Below are 23,916 nucleotides of genomic sequence, written 5' to 3'. Positions count from 1 at the left end.
ACAAAGAGTCAATTGGTTCGCACCGGTTCGGTCCCCGACTTATCCCTGTGAGATGGCGCCCTATGCTATCGCGGATCGCCTGTAGAAGTATTGACGACTTCCATCGATCGCTGGCCCGGTAACAGGATTGGTCCCCGATTCCTGTAGCTGGGCAACGACGGATCTTGCGGAAGCATTCTTGTGGGCTGCCAAGCTTGAAGCGGAGACGTAAGTTGCCTTGAACCGCTCAATCGCATCCAGTGAAACCTGTCTGCGCAGACGGCCATCTACCGGGACAGAGGTTGTTTCAAGAAACCCCTTATGCACGAGATGACGTGTTGCTTCTTCATTTAGCCCAAGCATCCTTGACGCTTCACGAATGGTAACCGCCCATTTGATCGTCCGCTTTTCGTTGTAAAGAAAAGCTCGGAAGTCTGCGTCATTGAAGAACAGATCTTTGAGATTGGTGACTTGTATCGAGCACTTCAGCGCTTTCAACTCACCACTGAGCACTCCATGGATCTGATCAACGATACAAAGCCCCTTGGCGGTACAGCGACGTACCGCTTTGGCAAAAGTCACAGGCTCATCTGCGAACAGACAATAGGTCGCTTGATTTGCCACAGATGCAATGAACTCATCGACATCCTGCTTTTTGAAAGCCCAATGCCGAGAACCATCAACCTTTGGCCCCTTGATGGCTTTGATCAGGCCTGCCTTCACCAGCTTCATGAGCGGATGCTTTGAAACGCCGAGTAGCTCTTGGGCATCAAAGGTACTCAGCAGATTCTCGCGCGCGTTTCTCAACCCGCTCAAGCGGTCGAGAGGAAAATGCACCTTTTCCCACGTGTCGTGTTTCCTTTTCGGCAATGTGTTTCCCGTATCGACCCTTCAAGTATGTGTAGGGCTCGAGTTTCTTGATTTCGCGATAGAGAGTTCTAAGCGTCGGCACTGCCAGTTGATCAAATGCTGGTCTATATGCATTCAGTCTGTCGATCTCGACGACGACAGCGGAGTAAATATCCGTCGGCCTCGGCCTGGACGTAACCAGAAATCGCTCATTAATTACGGCCTGAAGGATTTCGAGCACCTCAGGAGAAAATCGACGTTGTCGGTTCCCTCGGCGCTTTGTTTGCGGCACCAAAGCCACAGGGTCGCCGCCAGCCTGACGATAAAGTTTGCACCAGTTATAGAGCGTTGCCACTGACGGCGGTTTAAGGTCGTTGAGTTGTGCCGCACCAATTTCGATGCTGGCTTTCACCAAAGCTGCGCCACTCTCCGCAACCCTCGGCTTCTCGACCAATTTTACGTAGGCAAGCCTGCGACGTAGCTCATCGCGATCTTTTTCGGGAAGGACACTCAGATCCTGACGTTCTAAAACTTGCTGCTTCCGGTCACCAACGATGATGGAAGCTTCACCGTTGGCCACGGAAAACGCCAACTCAGGTCTCGGGATTTTCACCAATTGACCGTCATCTTCTGACTCAAGCTGAAGAATATCCCCTGCAAGGCAACGACGGACGGCATAGATCGTTTCACCAACAGACACCTCAGTTCCCATACCGATGCGAACAGCAACCATTAAGAAGCCCTCCGCAAACAAACAGATGTATCGTCGTTGTCGATCGGTTGATTAATATCGACGCCAAGAATGCCTTGAGCAATGAGTGCATAGACTTGCGAGAACGGAACACCATGCTCTTTCAAATGTTCGAACAACCCCGTAAGGGTCTGAACACCGCTATCAATGAGATTGATAACAACCTGCTTGCTGGTGGGATTTACGATTTCGCGCTGATACCGCAAGAGTTTGGTGATGTTTGAAAGTCGCGGTTCTTTTCGGATTTCGCGCTCGGTCATCACCAGGAAATCTATGCCTTGCGCGCTGTAGTACTCCCGAAAAGCGACAAGTCTTTCTTTCAGGGGGCTTGTTAAGGACTGTTCGTAAGGCTTCACTTCAAAGACAGTTACGCCAGTCGTCATCTGCGCGATAAAATCAGGTGTGTATTTGCGCCTTTTTCCGCTCTCGAAATAAGTAAGAGGCTCTGGTTGCTCACGATATGACAACACCGCCGGATCAAACTCCAACAAACGTATCATGTCGCGCTCGAGCTGGGACTCCCAGTGGACGACCCGACTGGATTTCAAGCTTGGGAAACGACCAACAACGCGATGCGTTGTCCGTCGGACAACCTTCCTGCTTCTTTGTGCATGGGGGTCAAACATCATTCACAATCCACGTTATGATTCGTGGCATATTATGACTCAAATCAACTTTGCACAATCAGAAAATTCTGCTATTGGTAATTGAAAGAAACTTCCAACACCGTGGAAAAGAATCAAAATGAGCACACAATCGTTCGATGAACTTCTTGCAAAACTCGATAATGCACGGGATCGCAGACTTCCATGGACGGAGATCGCAATGCTCATTAACGCGATCGAGAAAACACCAGCAGGTAAACAATACTCTGCAAATAAAGAACATTTCTGGGAAATGCTTGCTCAGAAAACGCGATACACACGCAACGCTTTGCAACGGATGCGCTCAACACTCATCCGCGGAAATGCCATCGCAGATCGCGAAAAAATGAAACTGCAAGAAATTCTCGGACAGCGCGCACTCGAACCAAATGCCCTGTTTGACGTACTGGGTCACTTTCACACTGCAGAATTGTTCGCACGTATTCACAGCGCAGATCCAGACGCTGCACTCGATCTCTTGGCTGAGATGCGAGACAAAAAGGTCCCGGTTGTTCGCATCAAGGAAATCCTCAGTGAAGTAACGAACCGCAAATACTCTTCATCAGCTGCTCCAACGTTCCTGATGCCCAAAGACGCCCTTCACAGAAAAGACGCGCTTGCTCTGATCGATGAGCACAAATCGCTTCTTTATGGAGGTGACGATGTCAGTATCTATTTTAAAAGATACAACTTCGAATTCGTCAGCATTGACGCTGTTGGCATTCGCTGTGGCGAGGATGGCGCCTTACAGCTGGTTGACGGCTTCATGTTCATGACCGGCTCCCCAGGAAACAACAAACTCGCTTTCCAGAACCTGCTATCAGATATCGATTATCGCTCGAGCTTTTTCCGGCACGTATGGCTTTGCAGAAACAGCTCGTTCCGTTGGCCATCAGAAGAAATTAATTTTGCGATTGATGCTCTGGACATTCATCAAGCCGGGATAATCGAATTTGATGAAACGGGCAGCGAAATGAAGATTGTTCGTCGTCCAAAAGGAAACGACCGACCCTCTCGTTATTCTCTAACCCTTCGCGAAATCATGCGTCAGGGCATACCAGATTTTGGCATGGTCTAATGCCTGATCAATTATTTTCCTGACAAACGGTATTTCGTCGAACGGCCGCGTCCTTCGCAAACGGATAGATAGCCTTTGTCGACCAGGTCAGTAAGGTGGCGCGTCGCTGTCGCCTTACTAACGCTATTAATCGCAGCATATTGTGATGCGCTTATGACATTTTGATCCGCATCATCATGCAGCAGCACAAGAATTCTGACTTGTTGTGTCAAAAGTCGATTTTCTGGCTGTATCGTCACGAGGCTGTTCGCTTCAACACTCCAGCTTAATCTGGTTATCGCGCCGTCGAGTGCATTTTCCAAAGTTTTGAAAAACCAGATCATCCATTCCGTTATGTCCAAACCGGAAGACTGAGTTCGCTCCAACACTCGGTAATAGATCTCACGGTCGGCTAAAATGTATGGCGCCATTGGGAACAAGACAGCATTTTCGTCTGTCTGAAACATTGCTAGGTCAGCGACCGCGCGTGCGCTCCTACCATTGCCATCTTCGAATGGATGCACGGTCACGAACCACAGATGCGCCAAAGCAGCTCTCGAAATCGGATCTATTTCTTTGGCTTCTCGGCTAGAAGTGAACCAGGTAAGGAATGTTTCCATCTCAATTTCGACGCGTGATGCGTCAGGGGCTTCGAAATGAATTTTCCGATCACCGATTCCACCGGAAACCACCTTGATATCTTCGGTTCGCCATCTTGCAGGCTGCCCGATTTGAGCCGGAGAGTATGTCCTCTCGAACATGCAGCGCTGCCACATCCCTAATCGATGCAGAGTAAGGTCTTGAGAGGACTTGTCAAAAACGTTTGATATCAAAGCAGCGGCGTTTCCCTCCAGTATCCCGACACTCTTTACCTCATCGCAAGAGGAAGGTCGGCCAAACCCGCGCTCGATTTCATCGGATATAACAGTTGCGTCGAGGTGCTCGCCCTCAATTGCAAAAGAAGCGACAATGTTCTCAGTAAGTGCTTTGGTGATTAAGGTGCCGGTGCCGTTCAGCGAGTTGACCAATCCCGCCACGTATCCCTGTTTATGATAAACAGGAGGTAAGTAGGCTTGGATTTGCTGCCTATCCCAAGTGAAGTTGGGCCAATCACTGTGCTGCCAGTTCCATTTGCCCATCACAATATTCCTTTCTGAGCCGATTATTCATTCTATTCGGCTCATCGCGTGATTTGAATAAGCATTGCGGATGAACATAAGAAAAGTAATGACGATCGCCGCGGCCTTGCCCCCCATATAAACTTGTTGTTGCCAATAAGGTTCGCACAACGAAGAGCAATAAAACAACATCAATATCCTTCTGAATAAAAAAAGCGCCCTACTTTGAGGGCGCTTTTTTTTATTCATCTAGATTTACGCGTCACAGATTCTAGATTTATGCGTCGCGTTTCCAGTTTTATGAGTCAATTCACAGTCATGGTCGCTTATACATCGAGGTTTGCGACCTTGAGTGCATTCGACTGAATGAAGTCGCGGCGGGGTTCGACGACGTCGCCCATGAGGGTCGAGAAGACTTCCTCGGCCTCGTCGGCGTGGGCAACTTTGACCTGCAGCAGCGAACGGACGTTCGGGTCGAGCGTGGTTTCCCAAAGCTGATCCGGGTTCATTTCACCAAGGCCCTTATAACGCTGGACCGAAATGCCGCGGCGGCCATATTCCATCACCGCATTGACCAGATCGACCGGACCGTTGATTTTCCAGGTCTTGTCCTTAGCAACGAATTCTGCGCCCTTTTCAAACAGTTCGCGCAATTCGCCAAGGATACCGGCAATTGCACGGGCCTCGGCCGAGCGCAGGATGTTGCCATCAATCACGTGGCGCTGTTCAACGCCGCGCAACATGCGCCAGAGCACGATTTCATCAAGCGGTGCTTCGCCGTGCCAGCCGCGATCATAGTCTTCTTCAAGGGTATCAAGATGTTTGGCGAGCGTTTCGGCCGCCTCAAGGCGTTTGCCATCGTCATCAAGCAAGGCCGGGTTCAACGCACCGGCAAGCGTTGCCTGTTCGAGCACGGAAATCGGAAGCTTGATCGATAGCGGCTCCAGGAAGCCCTTGGCCTTACGCGCCAGTTCGACCACACGGACCAGATCCGGGCCGGCAAGCTGTTGCCCACCGGAAAGGGTAAGCACGGCTTCTTCGGTGCCCTGTGCGGTCAGGTATTGCTCCATCTCGCGGTCGTCCTTGAGATACTGGACCGAGTTCCCGCGTTTGGCGCGATAAAGCGGCGGCTGTGCGATATAGAGATAGCCGCGTTCAATCAGTTCAGGCATCTGGCGGTAGAAGAAGGTCAGAAGCAGGGTTCGAATATGCGCACCATCGACGTCGGCGTCCGTCATGATGATGATTTTGTGGTAGCGGGCCTTTTCGATATTGAAGTCATCACGACCAATCCCGGTGCCCATGGCGGTAATCAGGGTACCGATTTCCTGACTTGAAAGCATCTTGTCAAAGCGTGCGCGTTCGACGTTGAGGATCTTACCGCGCAGCGGCAGGATCGCCTGGAAACCACGTTCACGGCCCTGTTTGGCCGAACCACCTGCGGAATCACCCTCCACGATGAACAGTTCGGCTTTGGACGCATCGCGTTCCTGACAGTCAGCCAACTTGCCCGGCAGGGACGAGATATCAAGCGCGCCCTTACGGCGAGTCAGTTCACGTGCCTTGCGGGCCGCTTCACGGGCAGATGCCGCTTCGACCACCTTGGAGACGATCTTGCGCGCGTCCTGCGGATGTTCTTCAAGCCATTGGGCAAGCTTGTCATTGACGATGTTTTCAACCACCGGACGGACTTCGGACGAGACCAGCTTGTCCTTGGTCTGGGATGAGAATTTCGGGTCCGGAACCTTGACCGAAATCACGCAAGACAGACCTTCACGGGCATCATCACCGGAAAGGGCGACCTTTTCCTTTTTGGCTATGCCGCTTTCCTGGGCGTAGTTGTTGATCTGACGGGTCAGAGCGGCACGGAAACCGGCCATATGCGTCCCGCCATCACGCTGCGGGATGTTGTTGGTAAAGCACAGCGTGGTTTCGTGGTAGCTGTCATTCCATTGCAGGGCGACTTCGACGGTGATGCCGTCTTTTTCGCCTTCGATGCAAATGGCTTCTTCGATCTGACGCGCCTTGTTGCGGTCAAGATATTCGACAAAGGCGCGAATACCGCCTTCGTAATGCAGCTTGGTTTCGGTCGGTTCGCCACTGCGCTCATCACGCAGCGTCAGGATCACGCCAGAGTTCAGGAAGGCCAGTTCGCGCAGGCGGTGTTCCAGTGTCGGCAAGTCGAAATCGGTCATGGTGAAGATTTCGGCATCCGGGTAGAAGGTGACTTCGGTCCCCGAAAGCGGTGTGCCATCCGCGGTCAGCGGTGCATCACCGACAACCTCGAGCGGCTTGATCGCGTCACCACCGGAAAACTCCATGTAGTGTTCTTTGCCATTACGCCAGACGCGGAGCTTGAGCAGCGTCGACAGCGCGTTCACCACCGACACACCCACACCGTGCAGACCACCGGAAACCTTATAGGAGTTCTGGTCGAACTTACCGCCGGCATGCAGCTGGGTCATGATGACCTCGGCGGCGGAAACGCCTTCTTCCTTGTGCATGTCGGTCGGAATGCCACGGCCGTTATCGCGGATGGTGGCAGAACCATCACCATTAAGCTGGACCCAGACGGTATCGCAGTGACCGGCCAAGGCTTCGTCGATTGCGTTATCGACGACTTCGTAGATCATATGGTGCAAACCGGTACCGTCATCGGTATCGCCGATATACATGCCCGGACGTTTGCGCACAGCTTCAAGGCCCTTAAGAACCTTGATCGATTCTGCGCCATACTCCTGCGACTGTTCACCAGTGTTCGGCGTTTCGGTTTCGTTGGTCATAGGGTCAGAACCTCGGCATTCACTAAGTGGTTTCAAGGGTCAGTGTGGCATCTTCCACGCGGAAGAATTGCGCACGACCGTCCAAACCTTCAAACAGCGCCCGGTCCGTGCCTGTCATCCAGGCCTGGACGCCAAGCGCCACGATTTCATCAAACAAGTGGCTGCGGCGTTCTGCATCGAGATGCGCAACCACTTCATCAAGCAACAAGAGCGGGCCAGCCCCGCGTGCCTTTGTCTGCAGGCGGGTATTGGCCATAATGATCGACAGCAACAACGCCTTTTGTTCCCCGGTGGAACATTGATCCGCCGACTGGCCCTTTGCATCGTGCCAGACCAGCAGATCACTGCGTTGCGGGCCGACCACCGCCCCGCCATAGGTCGCATCACGTGAACGTCCGTCGCGCAATGCGGCCCGCATTTTATCTTCAACCTCGACCGCTGGCAGGTTTTCCAGCCAGTCTTCAAGGTCCCCGGTCAGCGCCAGACGGGCGGCCGGAAATGGTCCGATGGCCATGGTCCCGGCACGTCGCAACCGTTCAAGCAATTCTGCACGTGCGACCGCAACCGCAATGCCATGGCGCACCATCGAATCCTCGATCGAGGTCAGCCATTTATCGTCAGCCTTGCCTTCCTTAAGCAACTTGGCGCGTGAGCGCAGCGAATGCTCGTAGGCGGCAACGCGGCTGCTGTGATCGGGATCAAGGCCATATACCAGCCGATCCAGAAAGCGCCTGCGCGCCGACGGACCATCCAGAAACAACCGATCCATTTGCGGCGTCAGCCATACCGCGGCACAGACCCGGCCCAAGGCAGCCTGCCCACGCTGGGCCTGCCCATCGATGCGCACAGCGCGGCGTTCGCGGCCCTGTTCAAGGGCGGCCGGATCAAGCCCGGTGCCCAATTGAAACGCCCCGTCCGGCGTACCGACATCTGCGGCCACGGCCCAGGCCCGTAGTGCTCCGGTATCCGTTGGCGGCGTGCTGCGGGCGATTTCGCCCAGCTTGGCCCGGCGCAATCCACCGCCCGGTGCCAGAAGCGAGACCGCCTCAAGCAGGTTGGTCTTGCCCGCCCCGTTTGGCCCGGTCAGCACAACCGGCGAGCTGTCGAGCGACAGGCGCAGGCCTTCGTAACAGCGAAACTCGCTGAGCTGGATGCGGGAAACAGCAAGACGGCTTGTCATCGACACCCCGTCTTTTGGCATGAGGTTATTGGCAAGAGCAGCCACAGCTTGATCGTACTAACCGTCAAACACGCATCGGCATCAGAACGTACAATGCCGAAAGGTCGTCGGTGTCACGCAGGATGGTCGGGCTGGATCCGTCCGACATCAGAAGGTTCAGGGTGTCGCCCTTTACCTGCTTGGCGATGTCGAGCAGATAGCGCGAGTTAAAGCCGATTTCGATATCCTCGGCGTCGTAGTTGATTTCAAGCTCCTCGGACGCGGTGCCGTGTTCGGGGCTGGAGGCCGAAAGGGTCAGGGTATTGCCCGACAGAACAACTTTCACCGCACGCGATTTTTCAATCGAGATCGCCGATACACGGTCGACCGCATCGGCAAATGCCTTGCATTCGATATCAAGGGTCTTGTCATTGCCTGACGGGATCACGCGTTCGTAATCCGGGAAGGTACCGTCAATCAGCTTGGAGGTCAGGACCGCATCGCCGAAACCAAAGCGGATTTTGGTATCAGACAGCGCGATATCGACGGCTTCGCCGGTTTCTTCGATCAGTTTGCGAAGTTCACCAACGGTTTTGCGCGGCACGATGACGCCCGGCATGTTTTCAGCACCATCAGGCAGCGGGGCTTCGACGCGCGCCAGACGGTGACCGTCGGTTGCAACCGCGCGCAGGATCTTGGTGCCTTCGGCGTCGGTGGCATGGAAATAGATACCATTGAGGTAATACCGGGTTTCCTCGGTCGAGATCGCGAACTCGGCACGGTCAATCAGGCCGCGCAGTTCGGCCGCCGCCAGACCGAAGCTGACCGGAAGATCGCCACCCGACATGACCGGGAAATCATCAACCGGCAGAACGGCAAGGTTAAACTTCGAACGACCGGCAGAAAGGGTCAGGCGGCCCGCACCCGGCTCAAGCGAGATTTGCACCTGAGAGCCTTCGGGCAGCTTGCGCACGATTTCATAAAGGGTATGGGCAGGGGTCGTGGTCGCGCCCGGTTCGGACACCTCGGCCGTCGTGGTTTCGATGACTTCGAGGTCCATATCGGTCGCGGTCAGCGCAAGACGATCATTCTCTGCCCGGAGCAAAATATTGGACAGAATCGGAATGGTGTTACGTCGTTCAACAACGCTTTGAACATGGGTCAGCGATTTCAACAGCGCCGCGCGTTCGATGGTCAGCTTCATGCCCGTCCTATCCGTCTGTCAGTATTCGTTTAACAAATTGATTTTTAATCGGTTTTCTTACCTGACCCACACCCTTTCGGGTGCGGAAATCGCATTATAACATGCTGGCTTGGAAATCGAAGGATTTTTACGGCCTAAACCCAAGCAAATAAAAGGAGTCGGCGGACAAAAATACGCCCCGAACGCGCAAAGCGGCGCAAACCGCGCGACTCGCAGTTTCGATGATAAAATTGCAGCTAAAAATCCAGCTGATTCAAAAACAAAATCCGCCGGAAAACACGGCGGATTTCATCTTGAATAACAACATTTCGACACGCTTTTACGCGCAATCAGCTTTCGAGCATCCGACGCAGCAGATCGATATCTTCGCAGAGTGACGGATCGGTTCCGTGCAGTTCTTCGATCTTGCGCACCGCATGCATCACCGTGGTGTGGTCACGACCGCCAAACTTGCGACCGATTTCCGGCAGCGAGTGGGTGGTGAGCTGCTTGGACAGATACATTGCCACCTGACGCGGACGGGCGACCGCACGCGCACGACGGGCGGAATGCATGTCCGACACCTTGATGTTGAAATGCTCGGCCACGCGTTTCTGGATTTCCTCGATCGAAACCCGGCGCTCGGAAGCGCGCAGGACGTCATGGAGGATGTCCTGAACCATTTCCAGCCCGATCTCGCGACCGACCAGCTGGGAATGAGCGATCACGCGGTTAAGCGCACCTTCAAGCTCACGCACGTTGGCGGTGATCTTGTGGGCAAGGAATTCCATGACCCGCTGGGGCAGTTCGACACCCTGACGTTCGGCCTTGGCCTCCAAGATACCCAGACGCAGCTCGTAGGTGGTGGCGTGAATATCGGCCACAAGGCCAGAGCCCAGACGCGAGCGCAGGCGTTCTTCGATGTCTTCAAGATCAGAGGGCGACTTGTCGGCAGACACAATGATCTGACGGCCCTGATCGACCAGCGCGTTGAAGGTGTGGAAGAATTCTTCCTGGGTCGAATCCTTGCCCGAGATGAACTGGACATCATCCACCATCAGCACATCGACCGAGCGGAACTGGTCCTTGAAATCGACCGTGTTCTTGTCGCGCAGCGCCCGAATGAAGCGATACATGAATTTTTCGGCCGACAGGTAGATCACCGTGCGATGCGGCTGGGTGCGGCGAATATGCCAAGCAATCGCGTGCATCAGGTGGGTTTTACCAAGACCAACGCCACCATAGAGGAACAGCGGGTTGAACGGCACCGATTCGGCCTCTGCCAGACGGCGGGCGGCGGCATAGGCGAACTCGTTTGGTTTGCCCAGCACGAAGTTATCAAAGGTGTAGCGCGGATCCAGGGCAGCCGAGATGCCGTCGTCAGACATGCTGGCAATGGCGGTGCGGCCCGATCCATTTGACTGGGACGGCGCACTGACCACGGTGTTGTTTTCCGTGGAATGGCTTGTGGAATGGCCTGAGGAATGGGAAGTGCGCGCGGATTTGGTGCGCGCGGTCGTGGCGTTTGCCGATGTCGACTTGGTCGAAGAAGAACCCGAAGCAGACGCATCGTTCTGCGCAGTCGCGCCCGAAACGATATTGATTTCAACGAAATGCACATCGGAATCTTCGGCGTGCCAGAAATTCTGGATACGGTCGAGATAGTGCTGCGTCACCCAGTCACGCATGGCACGAGTCGGTGCACCCAAACGGGCCACACCGGCTTCTACTGCCATCAGGGCAACGGGCTCCAGCCAGTAACGATAGGCTGTTGCGCCAAATTCGGCGCGCAGCTTTTCGCGTACGACTTGCCAGGTTGCCACTGCGTGATCATCAAGTGCTGCGTGCTGGTCACCCGCAATCCCCCCGTTGGATTGCCCAAGTGCCGATTGTGTGTCCCTCACGGCGTGCTGCACTGTAAGAACCTTTCCCCGATATCCCGATTTCACCACCACAAAGACCGCAAAAGACAAAACGATACTGTGTCGCGTTGATCACCGCAGTGACCAACACGTTGGCCTTCCACAAAATCAGGAAGTGTACTCGCGCCTTTTGTTTTTAGTTCTTCGTCACTGGTCGCTTTGCGCGGCCTGCGAAGTTCAAACACTGTACTGATGTGACCCACATCAGGCAAGGCGATCTTTAACAGAACGTTAAAAGGATTTCGCAACCAAAACGGCCCTTGTTTTCTGCGGTTTCTTGCACCCGCGCAACCAAGGAACAAAAGGTGATTCTGCGAAATCCGGGCAGCGAAAAGGCCGCACCCGAGGTGCGGCCTTCGACTCGCCATCCCGTAAGGGATAAATTAAAGCGCTTTGATACGCGCGGTCAGGCGCGAAACCTTGCGAGCAACGGTGTTCTTGTGCAGAACACCAAGCTGTGCGCCACGCGCCATTTCCGGCTCAGCGATTTTCATCGCAGCCAGAGCAGCATCTTTATCGCCAGTGTTCAGCGCAGCCTCGACCTTCTTAACGAAGGTACGAATGCGACCGATACGTGCACCATTAACTTCTGCACGTGCGGCGTTGCGGCGAATGCGCTTCTTGGCCGATTTATGGTGAGCCATTGCGAACCTGTCTCTTCAAACAAATGTTACGTAATTCGGAGCGCGGCTTATAGCTCTGTCCGAAACCCTCGTCAACCCCCGATGCCGCCAATTTCTGCGGCTTCGGACTCTTTTGCGCCGCAAGGCAGATATGCAGGCATGGAATCAGAGGTCAACTTGCCCTGATCACCCCGCAATCAGCGGTGCTTGAACGCGGGCTTACGTTTCTCGCCAAAGGCTTTCATGCCTTCTGCGCGATCTTCGAGTGCGAAGGTCGAATGGAATTCGCGACGTTCGAACATCAGGCCTTCGGTCAGGGTCATCTCATAGGCCTTGTTGACCGATTCCTTGACCTTCATCGATACCGGGCCCGAGAAGGAAGCGATCTTTTCGGCCAGTTGCATGGCTTCATCGAGCAACGAGTCGGCCGGGACGATTCGCGCAACCAGTCCGGCACGTTCAGCTTCCTCGGCATCCATCATGCGCCCGGTCAGGCACATTTCCATCGCCTTGGCCTTGCCAACTGCACGGGTCAGGCGCTGTGTGCCGCCCGCACCGGGAATGGTGCCGATGGTGATTTCCGGCTGACCGAACTTGGCGGTGTCGGCGGCAATCATGATGTCGCACATCATCGCCATTTCACAGCCACCGCCCAATGCGAATCCGGCGACCGCGGCAATGGTCGGCTTGCGGCAGCTTGCAACCCGGGTCCAGCCCTTGGTGATGAAGTCGTTCTTATAGACGTCCATATAGTCGTAATCGGCCATTTCCTTGATGTCGGCACCGGCGGCAAAGGCGCGGTCCGACCCGGTAATGACGATGGCGCGGATGTCCTCATCGGATTCGAAATCATCAAGGGCGGCACCGATATCCTTGATCAGCGCATCACACAGCGCATTGAGCGCCTTGGGACGGTTAAGCGTGATCAGGCCGACATTGCCCTTTTTCTCGGCGATGATGTTTTCATAAGACATGCAAGTGATCCTTTTATCGCTGTTCGGCCCGCGGGACTCAGGGTGTGAGTCGCTTTGGGGTTATCGGGCCGATTCGCCTGAAACCATAATTTGATACTGTTTTACCGATTTTGATCCCGGGCCGCAACCGAACCTGTTATCGGCGCCTTTAGCTACCCCGACTTTCAGAGACGGGTACCGTCCATATTATTTCTGGCAGGTTGGGCAGAAGAAGGTCGACCGGCCGGCCTGTACGATGCGCGCGATGGTGCTATCGCAACCATCGGCGATGCAGGTTTCGCCTTCGCGGCCATAGACACGGAAATTGTGCTGGAAATAGCCAAGCTCGCCATTGCTTTGACGGTAGTCCTTAAGGCTTGAACCACCGGCAGCAATCGCATCTTCCAGCACGAGACGGATTTCGCGGTAAAGACGTTCGATTTCGCCGGGTTTGAGATCCTTTGCCAGACGGTCCGGTGCGATGCCTGATCGGAACAAGGCTTCGCAGACATAGATGTTGCCAAGACCAGCCACCAGTTTCTGATCCAGCAGTACGGTCTTGATCGGGCTTGCCCGTTTGGCGATTCCCGCCGCCAGCACATCGGCATTAAACGCATTGCCAAGTGGCTCGGGCCCGATACCAGCCAGCATCTTGTGACTGGCGACCTCGTCGCCCGCGATCAGGGTAATGACACCAAAGCGCCGCGGATCGTTGAACCGCACCACAGCCCCATCGGCCATGACAAAATCGACATGGTCATGCTTGCCCGCTTCGGGCACCTCGACAGTCGGATCATTGTGAATGGTCATGCGACCAGACATGCCAAGATGGATCAGCAGCACCTGCCCGTCATCAAGGTAGCCCAGAATGTATTTTGCCCGCCGGGTCAGCTGATTGATGGTGCGCCCGGCCATGCGATCAACAAAACCCTCCGGGAAGGGAAAGCGCAGGTTTGCACGTCGCTGTACCACATGATTGACCACCCGTCCTTCCATGACGGGTGTCAGACCACGGGTGACTGTTTCGACCTCTGGCAATTCGGGCATATCTGGAACTCATATAAACAAGGGTGTGTGACTTTTAGACTACGGCTTGCGCGCAATTCAACGACTGAAATCGATCCCACTGGACGCATGCACGCAAAGCCATATGATGTGCGCTGTTTTGAAAGACCGCATCGCCCCCAGTTGTGCGGTCGCGCCCCAATTTGAAAGCGGCCAGATGGAATTTGGTTTAGATCTTTTAGTGATCCTGTTTGCGGTTGCCACCCTTGCTGGCTTTGTCGATGCGATTGCAGGCGGCGGCGGGTTGATTACCATCCCGGCCCTGTTATGGGCCGGTGTCACCCCGGCCCAGGCATTGGCGACCAACAAGCTGCAAGGCAGTTTTGGCAGTTTCAGTGCGTCGCTTAATTTCATTCGCAAGGGGCATGTTGATCCGCGCGATATGGTTTTGGCGATTGTCCTGACCTTTGCCGGATCGGCACTCGGCACGGTTCTGGTGCAGATGCTCGATCCCGGTATTCTGATGACCATCCTGCCGGGGCTTTTGATCCTGATTGCGCTTTATTTCCTGTTTTCGCCGCGTGTGGGTGACATTGATGCCCATCAGATGATTGGCAAAGCCACCTTTGCCTTTACCGCCGGGTTTGGCATCGGGTTCTATGACGGGTTCTTTGGGCCGGGCACCGGATCGTTCTTTTCTATCGCCTTTGTTGCCCTGCTTGGTTTTAACATGACCAAGGCAACCGCCCATACCAAGGTTCTGAATTTCACGTCGAACTTTGCATCCTTGGTGATGTTTATCGCCGGGGGTGAGGTCGTCTGGATTGTTGGCGGGGTGATGGCCGTTGGCGCCTTGATCGGCGCACAGATCGGATCCCATATGGTGATGAAGGTCGGTGCGCGTTTGGTACGGCCGCTTCTGGTCGTCACATCAATCGCAATATCGATCAAGCTGATCATTGATCAGTATGGAACCACCATCAGCCAAAGCTGGGATCAGATTCGCCACTGGGTAAGCTGAGCTCGACCACTTATCGACCGGACAAAGAAAAACCCGTCAAGCTTGAGGCTGACGGGTTTTGTTTTATTCAGGCGCTGGCGCCGTTTTCGACAAGGACTTCGTCGCGGCGATCAAGCAAGTGGCTCCAGACCGTTGCCAACAGGGCCAGAACGGCAATTCCGGCTCCCAGCCACGGGATATGCTGATAGGAAACGCCCTGGGTAATGGCAATACCGCCAAACCATGCGCCCGCAGCATTGCCAAGGTTAAAGGCACCCTGATTAAGGGTTGAGGCAAGGTTAGGCGCATCGGACGCCTCGTTCACCACGCGCATCTGAAGCGGGGACACCAGTGCAAATGCCACCACGCCCCACAGCATCACGGTTGCGACTGCCGGAATGACCGACGTCAGCGTTTCGGTGAACAGGGCAAGAATCGCAATCAGCAAGGCAAAGGCCATAATGATGGCAGGCATCAAACGCCAGTCCCCCAAACGCCCACCGATATAGTTGCCCACCGTCAAGCCAACCCCGAACAGCAGCAACACATAGGTTACCTGACGCGGGGTAATGCCGGTGATTTCCTGCAACATCGGGGTGATATAGGTAAAGACGCTGAACAAGCTGGCCGAGGCCAGAACCGAAATCAGCATCGCCAGCAGGACCTGTTTTTTGCCAAGCGACTTGGCTTCAAGCCACAGGCTGCCGGTCGATGCGGCAATCTGGCGCGGCAGGGCAACATAAAGCGCGCTGGCGGCAACAACACCAATAGCCACGACTGCCCAGAAGGTCGAACGCCAGCCAAGTTCCTGACCAAGGGCCGTGCCAAACGGTACGCCCAGCACATTGGCCAGCGTCAGACCGGAAAACATCAGGGCAATCGCCTGAACCCGTTTATGCGGGGCGACAAGGTTTGAGGCGACAACAGCGCCAAGCCCAAAGAACGCACCATGGCAAAATGCAGTGACCACACGGGCTGCCATCAAAAGCCAGTAATCAGGGGCAATCGCACACAGGAAGTTGCCGAGAATGAAGATCGAAATCAGCAGCAACAAGGCCCGTCGACGGTCCATGCGCGCGGTGGCAATCGCCAGAAACGGCGCGCCAAACGTGACACCAAGGGCATAGCCCGTCACCAGCAGCCCGGCATCGGGAATGCTCACACCAAGATCAAGCGCCACATCGGGCAGAAGCCCCATGATGACAAACTCGGTGGTGCCGATCCCGAATGACGCAAGGGCGAGGGCCAGAATCGGCAGGTTCCCGAAAAATCCGGGGCGGGTGACGGTATCTGTCATGTCAGAATATCCAGATCAACTTTGGCGCAGGTGACGCGGGTGGCGCGGCCAACGTTTTGTGCAACTGCGAGATATGCATCATGCAGCAAATTTTGAAACGATTCAATTCTGAGATAATGCGGTGAACAAATCCATCGCGAAATTTGCATGGCAGCCTGTCTTGCCCGGATTACGGCAAGGCACCGGCATGATGCAGCATAGGCAGAGATTGAGGATCGTGGATCAGGAAAGTTCGGCGACGATTTTTTGCGCCGCAGCAATCGGATCTTCGGCCTTGGTGATCGGGCGACCAATCACCAGAACGTCACTTCCCATGGCGACGGCATCGGCCGGGGTAACGATGCGTTTCTGATCGTCACTTGCCGCCCAGCTTGAGCGAATACCCGGTGTGATCAGCTTGAAGTCCGGGCCCAAGGCCTTGCGCACCGGGGTGATTTCCTGTGCGGAACAGACAACACCATCCAGACCGGCCTTTTGGGTCAGTTCAGCCAGCTTGACCACGCGATCTTCAATCGGGCCCTTGAGGCCGACATCATCGAGATCGCCCTGATCCATGCTGGTCAGGATCGTTACGGCAATCACCCACGGCACGTCGACACCCGCCTTGTCGGCAGCTTCACGCGCCGCATCACCGGCACGTTTCATCATCTCCAAACCACCGGCGGCATGGACATTGACGATCCTGACACCCAATGGCGTGACAGCACGAATGGCGCCGGCCACCGTGTTGGGGATATCGTGATATTTGACATCAAGGAAGATCGGCATGCCGGTTTTGGCAACCGCCCGGACCCCTTGTGGCCCGTGGGCTGCGAAGAATTCCTTGCCAAGCTTGGCCCCGCCGATAACACCCGACAGCTTCGATGCCAGATTGATTGCATGATCAAGATCGGTGGTATCAATCGCGCAATAGATGCGATCTTTGGCGGCAAGGGTCTGGGTCATGGGGTCCTCCGGCGGGCTGGCAATGGGTCATGGCCCAGCTTTTCGCAGCAAATTTCATAGCGGACCGGACATGGCTTAGCCGATTTGGCCCCAAAGGCCAATGTCAAATCGGCTTTCGAACAGACATTGACGCCATGCGGCAAAAAGCAAAAGGGCCCCGAAACGGAGCCCTTTGACTTGATCAGCTTTGGCCGATGGCCTTTTGATCGGTATTTGGGGTGGATGGCGTGGTGTCATCCGTCTTGATGCGCTTGAGTTCGCTATCCATGCGCCGTGCGGCACGGCGGTGCTTGCCTTGCAGCAACCATTCAAAGGCAAAGCCGATCCCAAGTCCGATCAACAACGCAACCATGATCGGCAGGAACAGCGGCAAGTCGATTTCAAACGGCAAGGGCCAAAGCGAAATCGTGACCAATGCCCGGTTGGAAACTGCAAACACCGCAATCAGTACGGCAAGCGGGATGGAAATAATCCAGTAAAGGAAGCGCATTACCTAGCTCCTTGTGCCGGTGGCTGTCCCACCCCGAAAACAGGATGGCTCAAAACCCGGCAGCAGGTCTCGTTTGATCAATGTTCTGATCAGTATGGGGCAAGAACCGGACAAAAGCCATGGCAACAGTCACACAGTTTTTGTGTGTTGCATGCTGGTCGTATCGGGCGAGTTGCGGGTGGCGCAGGCCCGATTGCCGGTCAAAACAAATCAGGCAGGAATCAGTTCAAACGTTCGCGAAGCTGTTTGCCGGTTTTGAAATAGGGAACCTTTTTCTCACCGACAGGAACCGCATCCCCGGTACGCGGGTTACGGCCGACGCGGGCCTCACGCTGTTTTACGGAAAATGCGCCAAAGCCGCGAAGCTCGACCCGGTCGCCGCGCGCAAGCGCGTCTGTGATCTCGTCAAAGATCGTGGCGACAATCCGCTCAACGTCGCGCTGATAGAGATGCGGGTTCATCTCCGCAAGGCGGGCAATCAATTCAGATTTTGTCATTTCCAGGCCCCATCCTGTTGGTGCTGACAGTCTCACTCAACCACGGATTAGATTATGTCTTAAAGAAGCTCTCACTCAGGTTGCCAGACCGTCAGCAAACCGTCAAGTTTAAGCCCCTCAGATGACAGCACTTTTCCAAGGCTTCCCTCGAGAACAGCACTCATCAAATCGTCTTCCGGGTATTCGATTTCAAGCGGCACTACCTGTGCATCCGTCGTGATACCGGCTTCCTCTTCGAGCCAGCGCAAGGCTTCACGACGGCCTCCAATTTCATCAATCAATCCGTTGGCAACGGCCTGCTGTCCGGTATAGACGCGGCCATCGGCAAGAGTCGTAACTGTTTCGACCGACATATCGCGGCGGGTCGCAACCATTTCAACAAACACGTCAAACATGTCTGAAATCAGGCCCTGCATGGCCGATTTTGCAACATCATCAACAGGTTCGAACGGATTGGGTGCAGCTTTAAGCGGACCGCTTTTTACCGTCAGCGGTTCAACACCAAGCTTTTCAAGCGTTCCATTGAAATTCATCGACTGGAAAATCACCCCAATCGAGCCGGTGATCGTTCCACGGCGGGCAATGATGTGGTCGGCGGCAATCGCGGTCATGTAACCGCCGGACGCCGCAACAGTCCCCATCTCGGCAACGATTGGCCGGGTTTCGCCAATACGGCGCAGCGCCTCAAACAGCGTTTCACCACCAACCATGGTGCCACCCGGGCTGTTGATATGGACAATCACACCGACAACGTCGCTGTCTTCTTCAATCGCGCTTAGCGCATCAAGGAGATAGGGGTCTTCGGTGATTACACCTTCGATGGTGACTTCAACAATGCGCGGCCCAAGTCCGCCCAGAACACTGTCCTTAACACCGGTGCCAGACAAGCCGATCACGATCACCGCGATCACGGCAATCACCGCCACCACACGCCAGCGAAAGATGGATTTTTTCAAGCGGCGTCGATCCAGCAGGATATCGGCATCAAGTGCCATCAGCGTGTCCGTTTCCAATTGTTCAATCAAATACTTAGACGAGTGTGATCGCTTAAACCCGTCTCTTCAAATGGTTTTTATCGACCCGGAAGGCAAGAACAAAAAGCGTTTAAAATCAAAATTTTCGCGAAAAATGCCGATATCGGCAGAGTCGGGCTAAAATTCAGCCCCAAAAAGCAGATGATATACAATTTGGCGCCTTTTACAGGTCCGCCGGGCATTGGGCGGACATATCGGCCATCCACCGCCCATCAATTTACCAGACTAGAATCCGGACAAAAGAAAACGGGCCGCGCACTGCGCGACCCGTCTTTTCGTTCTGCAAGACTGCAAAGCGTATTCGTCGGAGGGTGGCTTATTCGCCGCCTTCCTGTTTCTTGCGCAGAGCTTCGCCGAGAATGTCGCCGAGCGATGCGCCGCTGTCTGCCGAACCGTAATCCGCCATTGCTTTCTTCTCGTCAGCAACTTCAAGAGCTTTGACAGAGAGGGAAACCTTGCGGGTTTTGGAGTCGATTGCAGTAACGCGTGCGTCAACTTTTTCACCAACTGCAAAGCGTTCCGGACGCTGTTCAGAACGCTCACGCGCCAGCTCAGCTTTACGGATGAAGCCTTTGAGTTCGGTGTCGCCAACCGAAACCTCGATGCCACCGTCGTTAACTTCGGTAACTTCACAGGTTACAGCATCGCCACGTTTGATGCCGACAACGGCGTCTTTGAACGGATCACCAGACAGCTGTTTGATGCCGAGCGAAATGCGTTCTTTTTCAACGTCAACGTCAAGAACCTTGGCTTTGACGATGTCGCCTTTTTTGTATTCTTTGATGACTTCTTCACCAGCACGGTCCCATGACAGGTCCGAGAGGTGAGCCATACCGTCGATACCGCCCATGAGGCCAATGAACAGACCGAATTCGGTGATGTTCTTGACTTCGCCTTCGATCTCGGACTCGACCGGATGAGCTGCCAGGAAGGCATCCCACGGGTTCGAGGTGCACTGCTTGAGACCAAGCGAGATACGGCGTTTCTGGGCATCGACGTCGAGCACCATGACTTCGACTTCCTGCGAGGTCGAAACGATTTTGCCCGGGTGGATGTTTTTCTTGGTCCAGGACATTTCGGAAACGTGGACCAGGCCTTCGACACCAGCTTCGAGTTCGACGAATGCGCCGTAATCGGTGATGTTGGTGACACGACCTTCGAATTTCGAACCGACCGGGTATTTGGCTTCGACACCTTCCCACGGATCAGCTTCAAGCTGCTTCATGCCAAGCGAGATACGCTGGGTTTCGCTGTTGAAGCGGATAACCTGGACTTTAACAGTCTGGCCGATCTGGAGCGCTTCGGACGGATGGTTGATACGTTTCCAAGCAATGTCGGTAACGTGCAGCAGGCCATCAACGCCACCGAGATCGACGAATGCGCCGTAATCGGTGATGTTTTTGACGACGCCGTCAAGGATCTGACCTTCCTGAAGGTTCTGGATCAGTTCAGCACGCTGTTCTGCACGGGTCTCTTCGAGAACGGCACGACGCGAAACAACGATGTTGCCGCGCGAACGATCCATTTTCAGGATCTGGAACGGCTGCGGGTTGTTCATCAGCGGGGTGACGTCACGAACCGGACGGATATCAACCTGGGAACCCGGAAGGAACGCAACTGCGCCCGACAGGTCAACGGTGAAGCCGCCTTTAACACGACCAAAGATGGTGCCGTCGACGCGTTTGCCTTCGGAGAACTGTTTTTCCAGCTCAACCCAAGCTTCTTCGCGGCGCGCTTTTTCGCGCGACAGGACGATCAGGCCATCCTTGTTTTCATAGCGGTCGACATAAACATCAACGGTATCGCCAATGTTTACTTCGCCTGCGCCAAATTCTTTAAGCGGAACGCGGCCTTCGGATTTCAGGCCGACATCGACGATGGCATCATCGTCAGTTTTTTTAACGACCGAACCGGTCATTACGCGGCCAACAAAACCTTCGTCTTCAGAACCAAGGGTTTCAGCCAGCAGGGCGGCAAAATCTTCGCCAGTCGAGAATTGTGCTTCTTCAGCGGTGGTCATAAACCAGACTTCCTTTCGAGTATCGTCACTATATTCTGGCCAACCGGTTGTGTCCGGTGGTCTTTGCCGCAAAATCGCGGCGATTTGTCATTCAGTGTTCAAACCCGAACGCATGTGAAGGCGAACCTTCCATACACGAAAAGGTGAACGCACAAGTCGTTCACCTTAGGAACAGGCCAAAGGACCGGTACCTCGGGATCGTTCAACGCCTGACGGTTAAAACGCCTTTTGATCAGTCATCCGCACCCATATGGGTGTGGATATGTGCCATGACGGCATCGAACACTGCATTGGCATTCAGACGGTCCGTATCAATATGGATTGCGTCATCTGCCATCTTGAGCGGTGCGACATCGCGAGCACTGTCTCGGGCATCCCGTTCTTCAAGCTCTTTAAGAACGCGCTCGTATATAGCAGCGGGATTTTTTTCCTGCAACTGTTTGAACCGACGGTTTGCACGTTCTTCGACACTGGCTGTCAGATAAAACTTGATCGGAGCTTCCGGACAGACGACCGTTCCGATGTCGCGACCATCCAAAACCGCACCGCGTTTACCGCCCGGCGGGGTGGTGGCAAGGGTGCGCTGAAAATCAAGCAACACCTCACGAACCATTGGAATCGCTGCAACTTTTGAGGCCGCGGTCCCGACTTCCTCGCTGCGAAGAGCCTCACCTTCGAGATCGGACGCGCTCAGATTTTCGGCCGCGGCCACGGCGGCAGCTTCATCAGCAGGGTCGCCATTTTCGGCCAGAACTTTCGCACCGGTCGCACGATACAGCAGGCCGGTATCGAGATAGGCATAGTCCATTGCTTCTGCGACTCGACGTGCCAAGGTCCCCTTGCCGGACGCGGCCGGCCCATCAATGGCGATGATCATATGGGTCACTCCCTGTGATTATATCTGGTGCATCCATAAGTCCCGAATGGTGACTTATATATTGGTGGGCCCGATCAGGAATGAAGGGCAAATTTCGCGCCCATATCCGCCATCAGGGTTTCGAAGTTCGGGAAGCTCGTGGCAATCGGGTTGGCATCATCGACCGCAACCGGCTTTTCCGCGCCAAGCCCCAGAACCAGGAACGACATGGCAATGCGATGATCGAGATGGGTTTCCACCATGCCACCGCCCGGCACCACACCGCCAGTGACAATCAGATCATCGCCTTCGATCCGGTGAATGACGCCATTGGCTTCAAGACCGGCGGCCACCGCCGCCAAACGATCCGATTCCTTCACGCGCAATTCTTCAAGATCACACATACGCGTTTCACCCTCGGCATAGGCCGCAGCCACAGCCAGAACCGGGTATTCATCAATCATGGATGGGGCGCGTTCAGCTGGGACAACAATGCCCTTAAGGCGGTTCTTGCCGGTCACAACCAGATCGCCGATGGTTTCACCGGCTTCTTCACGCTCGTTGGTGATCGTGATGTCACCCCCCATTTCAATCAGGGTGGTGATCAGGCCGGTGCGCAGCGGGTTCAGGCAGACATCACGAATAGTAACATGGGACTCCGGATTGATAAGGGCCGCCACCATCGGAAAGGCGGCCGAACTTGGATCGGTCGGAACCACAATATCGGCGGCCTTCATTTCGACCGGGCCGGTCAGGCTGACGGTGCGGCCGCCATCGTCATTGACCTTCACATCGACGTCGACCCCGAAGTGACGCAGCATTCGTTCGGTATGATCGCGCGACGGTTTGGGTTCGATCACGGTGGTTGTGCCTGTTGTGTTCAGACCGGCCAGCATCACGGCCGATTTCACCTGGGCCGATGCCATTGGCAGGGTATAGGTCACCGGTTTGGCTTCGTCGGTGCCAATCACCGCCATCGGCGGGCGACCGCGATCACGGGTAATGAATTGCGCGCCAAATTCGGACAACGGATCGGCAACACGGCCCATCGGGCGTCTGCAGAGTGACGCATCACCCGTGAAGAACGTCGTGATCGGATGGGTGGCAACGATGCCGGCCATCAGGCGAATACCGGTGCCGGCATTGCCCATATCAATCACGCTATCGGGTTCACGAAGTGCACCGACGCCAACACCTGTGACATGCCAGGTGCCATCTTCGTCGCGGGTGACGGTGGCGCCAAGTTTGCGCATGGCGTCCGCCGTTGCCAGAACGTCTTCGCCTTCCAAAAGGCCGGTAACCTTGGTTGTACCGATTGCCAGACCACCAAACATCAGGGAGCGATGAGAAATAGACTTGTCACCCGGAACCCGGATATCGCCCGAAAGCGGCCCGGCCTTGGCCGAGGAAAGCGGACGTTTGGTTTGCGAAGAACTCATGGGCTCGTACCTGCCAGTCACTGTTTTATCATCAACAAAAGGCTGATTGAAATTGCACTGCGCTGCGGCCATGTTTTCAGGCGCGCGCGGGCCTTTCAATCAGGGGACCAATGCTCTAGCACAAGCGGTTGGCAGGCACCAGTATCGAACCCGAAATTCGGTGTAGGAAATTGCACGAATGTGCGGCAGATTTGTCCCATCGCCTTGCCAAAGGGAAAAACGCGCAATTTCCTTTTGACAAGGTGCTCGCAAGATGGCAATTGGGCCTCTCGGACAAGACGCTGTGCGTAGCCTTGCTGCGCTTTTGCGACA

22 protein-coding genes are annotated in these 23,916 nt (G+C 54.9%); 3 read left to right on the top strand and 19 right to left on the bottom strand.

The window, feature by feature from the left end:
* Positions 1 to 60: 60 nt before the first annotated feature.
* Genes TH2_RS03285 through TH2_RS03275 form a run of 3 tightly spaced genes read right to left on the bottom strand, consistent with a single transcriptional unit; the run spans position 61 to position 2,208 of the window.
* Positions 61 to 711, bottom strand: a complete 651-nt coding sequence (locus TH2_RS03285; protein WP_008888973.1) for a hypothetical protein — start codon at positions 709 to 711, stop codon at positions 61 to 63.
* Positions 712 to 748: 37 nt separating this feature from the next.
* Positions 749 to 1,561 carry a hypothetical protein gene (locus tag TH2_RS03280; protein WP_008888972.1) on the bottom strand — a complete coding sequence of 271 codons (813 nt, stop codon included), beginning with the start codon at positions 1,559 to 1,561 and terminating at the stop codon, positions 749 to 751.
* The gene (locus TH2_RS03275) at positions 1,561 to 2,208 is read right to left on the bottom strand and encodes a TnsA endonuclease N-terminal domain-containing protein (RefSeq protein WP_051007566.1); all 648 of its coding nucleotides are present in this window, start codon (positions 2,206 to 2,208) and stop codon (positions 1,561 to 1,563) included. Before TH2_RS03275 ends, TH2_RS03280 begins: the two co-directional genes overlap by 1 nt.
* Positions 2,209 to 2,323: 115 nt before the next feature.
* Here TH2_RS03275 and TH2_RS03270 point away from each other — a divergent pair, with 115 nt between their 5' ends.
* A complete protein-coding gene (locus TH2_RS03270) occupies positions 2,324 to 3,301 on the top strand; it encodes a hypothetical protein (RefSeq protein WP_008888970.1) in 978 nt (325 codons plus the stop codon).
* 11 nt (positions 3,302 to 3,312) lie between these two features.
* Here the strand turns inward: TH2_RS03270 and TH2_RS03265 are convergent, their stop codons facing one another.
* The 4 genes from TH2_RS03265 to dnaN all read right to left on the bottom strand — a co-directional run bounded on the left by TH2_RS03265 (position 3,313) and on the right by dnaN (position 9,544).
* Positions 3,313 to 4,419 (bottom strand): Fic family protein, encoded by a 1,107-nt coding sequence (locus TH2_RS03265; RefSeq protein WP_008888969.1) that lies wholly within the window; start codon positions 4,417 to 4,419, stop codon positions 3,313 to 3,315.
* 305 nt (positions 4,420 to 4,724) lie between these two features.
* Positions 4,725 to 7,181 carry a DNA topoisomerase (ATP-hydrolyzing) subunit B gene (gyrB, locus tag TH2_RS03260; protein ID WP_008888968.1) on the bottom strand — a complete coding sequence of 819 codons (2,457 nt, stop codon included), beginning with the start codon at positions 7,179 to 7,181 and terminating at the stop codon, positions 4,725 to 4,727.
* A 22-nt stretch (positions 7,182 to 7,203) separates the two neighbouring features.
* On the bottom strand, positions 7,204 to 8,361 hold the full coding sequence (gene recF / locus TH2_RS03255) for a DNA replication/repair protein RecF (RefSeq protein ID WP_008888967.1): 1,158 nt from the start codon (positions 8,359 to 8,361) through the stop codon (positions 7,204 to 7,206).
* 64 nt (positions 8,362 to 8,425) lie between these two features.
* The gene (gene dnaN / locus TH2_RS03250; RefSeq protein WP_008888966.1) at positions 8,426 to 9,544 is read right to left on the bottom strand and encodes a DNA polymerase III subunit beta; all 1,119 of its coding nucleotides are present in this window, start codon (positions 9,542 to 9,544) and stop codon (positions 8,426 to 8,428) included.
* A gap of 109 nt (positions 9,545 to 9,653) precedes the next feature.
* Here dnaN and TH2_RS21185 point away from each other — a divergent pair, with 109 nt between their 5' ends.
* Positions 9,654 to 9,845 (top strand): hypothetical protein, encoded by a 192-nt coding sequence (locus TH2_RS21185; protein WP_157193786.1) that lies wholly within the window; start codon positions 9,654 to 9,656, stop codon positions 9,843 to 9,845.
* A gap of 28 nt (positions 9,846 to 9,873) precedes the next feature.
* Here TH2_RS21185 and dnaA read toward each other — a convergent pair whose 3' ends face one another.
* The 4 genes from dnaA to mutM all read right to left on the bottom strand — a co-directional run bounded on the left by dnaA (position 9,874) and on the right by mutM (position 14,068).
* On the bottom strand, positions 9,874 to 11,439 hold the full coding sequence (gene dnaA / locus TH2_RS03245; RefSeq protein WP_008888965.1) for a chromosomal replication initiator protein DnaA: 1,566 nt from the start codon (positions 11,437 to 11,439) through the stop codon (positions 9,874 to 9,876).
* A 389-nt stretch (positions 11,440 to 11,828) separates the two neighbouring features.
* A complete protein-coding gene (gene rpsT, locus TH2_RS03240) occupies positions 11,829 to 12,089 on the bottom strand; it encodes a 30S ribosomal protein S20 (RefSeq protein WP_008888964.1) in 261 nt (86 codons plus the stop codon).
* Positions 12,090 to 12,265: 176 nt separating this feature from the next.
* On the bottom strand, positions 12,266 to 13,042 hold the full coding sequence (locus TH2_RS03235; RefSeq protein WP_008888963.1) for an enoyl-CoA hydratase: 777 nt from the start codon (positions 13,040 to 13,042) through the stop codon (positions 12,266 to 12,268).
* A gap of 186 nt (positions 13,043 to 13,228) precedes the next feature.
* Positions 13,229 to 14,068, bottom strand: a complete 840-nt coding sequence (gene mutM, locus TH2_RS03230; RefSeq protein WP_008888962.1) for a bifunctional DNA-formamidopyrimidine glycosylase/DNA-(apurinic or apyrimidinic site) lyase — start codon at positions 14,066 to 14,068, stop codon at positions 13,229 to 13,231.
* A 175-nt stretch (positions 14,069 to 14,243) separates the two neighbouring features.
* On the opposite strand from mutM, the gene TH2_RS03225 reads away from it, so the two are divergent.
* A complete protein-coding gene (locus TH2_RS03225; protein ID WP_040822583.1) occupies positions 14,244 to 15,047 on the top strand; it encodes a TSUP family transporter in 804 nt (267 codons plus the stop codon).
* A gap of 67 nt (positions 15,048 to 15,114) precedes the next feature.
* Here the strand turns inward: TH2_RS03225 and TH2_RS03220 are convergent, their stop codons facing one another.
* The 8 genes from TH2_RS03220 to aroA form a co-directional block, all read right to left on the bottom strand.
* Positions 15,115 to 16,323, bottom strand: a complete 1,209-nt coding sequence (locus TH2_RS03220) for an MFS transporter (RefSeq protein WP_008888960.1) — start codon at positions 16,321 to 16,323, stop codon at positions 15,115 to 15,117.
* A gap of 222 nt (positions 16,324 to 16,545) precedes the next feature.
* Positions 16,546 to 17,268 (bottom strand): orotidine-5'-phosphate decarboxylase, encoded by a 723-nt coding sequence (gene pyrF, locus TH2_RS03215; protein ID WP_008888959.1) that lies wholly within the window; start codon positions 17,266 to 17,268, stop codon positions 16,546 to 16,548.
* Between the two features lie 181 nt (positions 17,269 to 17,449).
* Positions 17,450 to 17,758, bottom strand: a complete 309-nt coding sequence (locus TH2_RS03210; protein WP_008888958.1) for a LapA family protein — start codon at positions 17,756 to 17,758, stop codon at positions 17,450 to 17,452.
* 221 nt (positions 17,759 to 17,979) lie between these two features.
* Positions 17,980 to 18,255: an integration host factor subunit beta gene (ihfB, locus tag TH2_RS03205; protein ID WP_008888957.1), complete on the bottom strand. Its 276-nt coding sequence runs from the start codon at positions 18,253 to 18,255 to the stop codon at positions 17,980 to 17,982.
* A gap of 71 nt (positions 18,256 to 18,326) precedes the next feature.
* Positions 18,327 to 19,250 (bottom strand): signal peptide peptidase SppA, encoded by a 924-nt coding sequence (gene sppA, locus TH2_RS03200; RefSeq protein ID WP_008888956.1) that lies wholly within the window; start codon positions 19,248 to 19,250, stop codon positions 18,327 to 18,329.
* A gap of 355 nt (positions 19,251 to 19,605) precedes the next feature.
* Positions 19,606 to 21,309 carry a 30S ribosomal protein S1 gene (gene rpsA, locus TH2_RS03195; protein ID WP_008888955.1) on the bottom strand — a complete coding sequence of 568 codons (1,704 nt, stop codon included), beginning with the start codon at positions 21,307 to 21,309 and terminating at the stop codon, positions 19,606 to 19,608.
* Positions 21,310 to 21,541: 232 nt separating this feature from the next.
* Positions 21,542 to 22,186 carry a (d)CMP kinase gene (gene cmk, locus TH2_RS03190; RefSeq protein ID WP_008888954.1) on the bottom strand — a complete coding sequence of 215 codons (645 nt, stop codon included), beginning with the start codon at positions 22,184 to 22,186 and terminating at the stop codon, positions 21,542 to 21,544.
* A 74-nt stretch (positions 22,187 to 22,260) separates the two neighbouring features.
* Complete coding sequence (aroA, locus tag TH2_RS03185) at positions 22,261 to 23,604, bottom strand: 3-phosphoshikimate 1-carboxyvinyltransferase (RefSeq protein WP_008888953.1); 1,344 nt, start codon at positions 23,602 to 23,604, stop codon at positions 22,261 to 22,263.
* Positions 23,605 to 23,916 lie beyond the last annotated feature (312 nt).

It is taken from the genome of Thalassospira profundimaris WP0211, from assembly GCF_000300275.1.
In the GTDB taxonomy this organism is placed as follows: Bacteria; Pseudomonadota; Alphaproteobacteria; order Rhodospirillales; family Thalassospiraceae; genus Thalassospira; species Thalassospira profundimaris.
The sequence above is the reverse complement of the archived record's forward strand: the minus strand, read 5'-3'. Positions and strand labels throughout refer to the sequence as shown.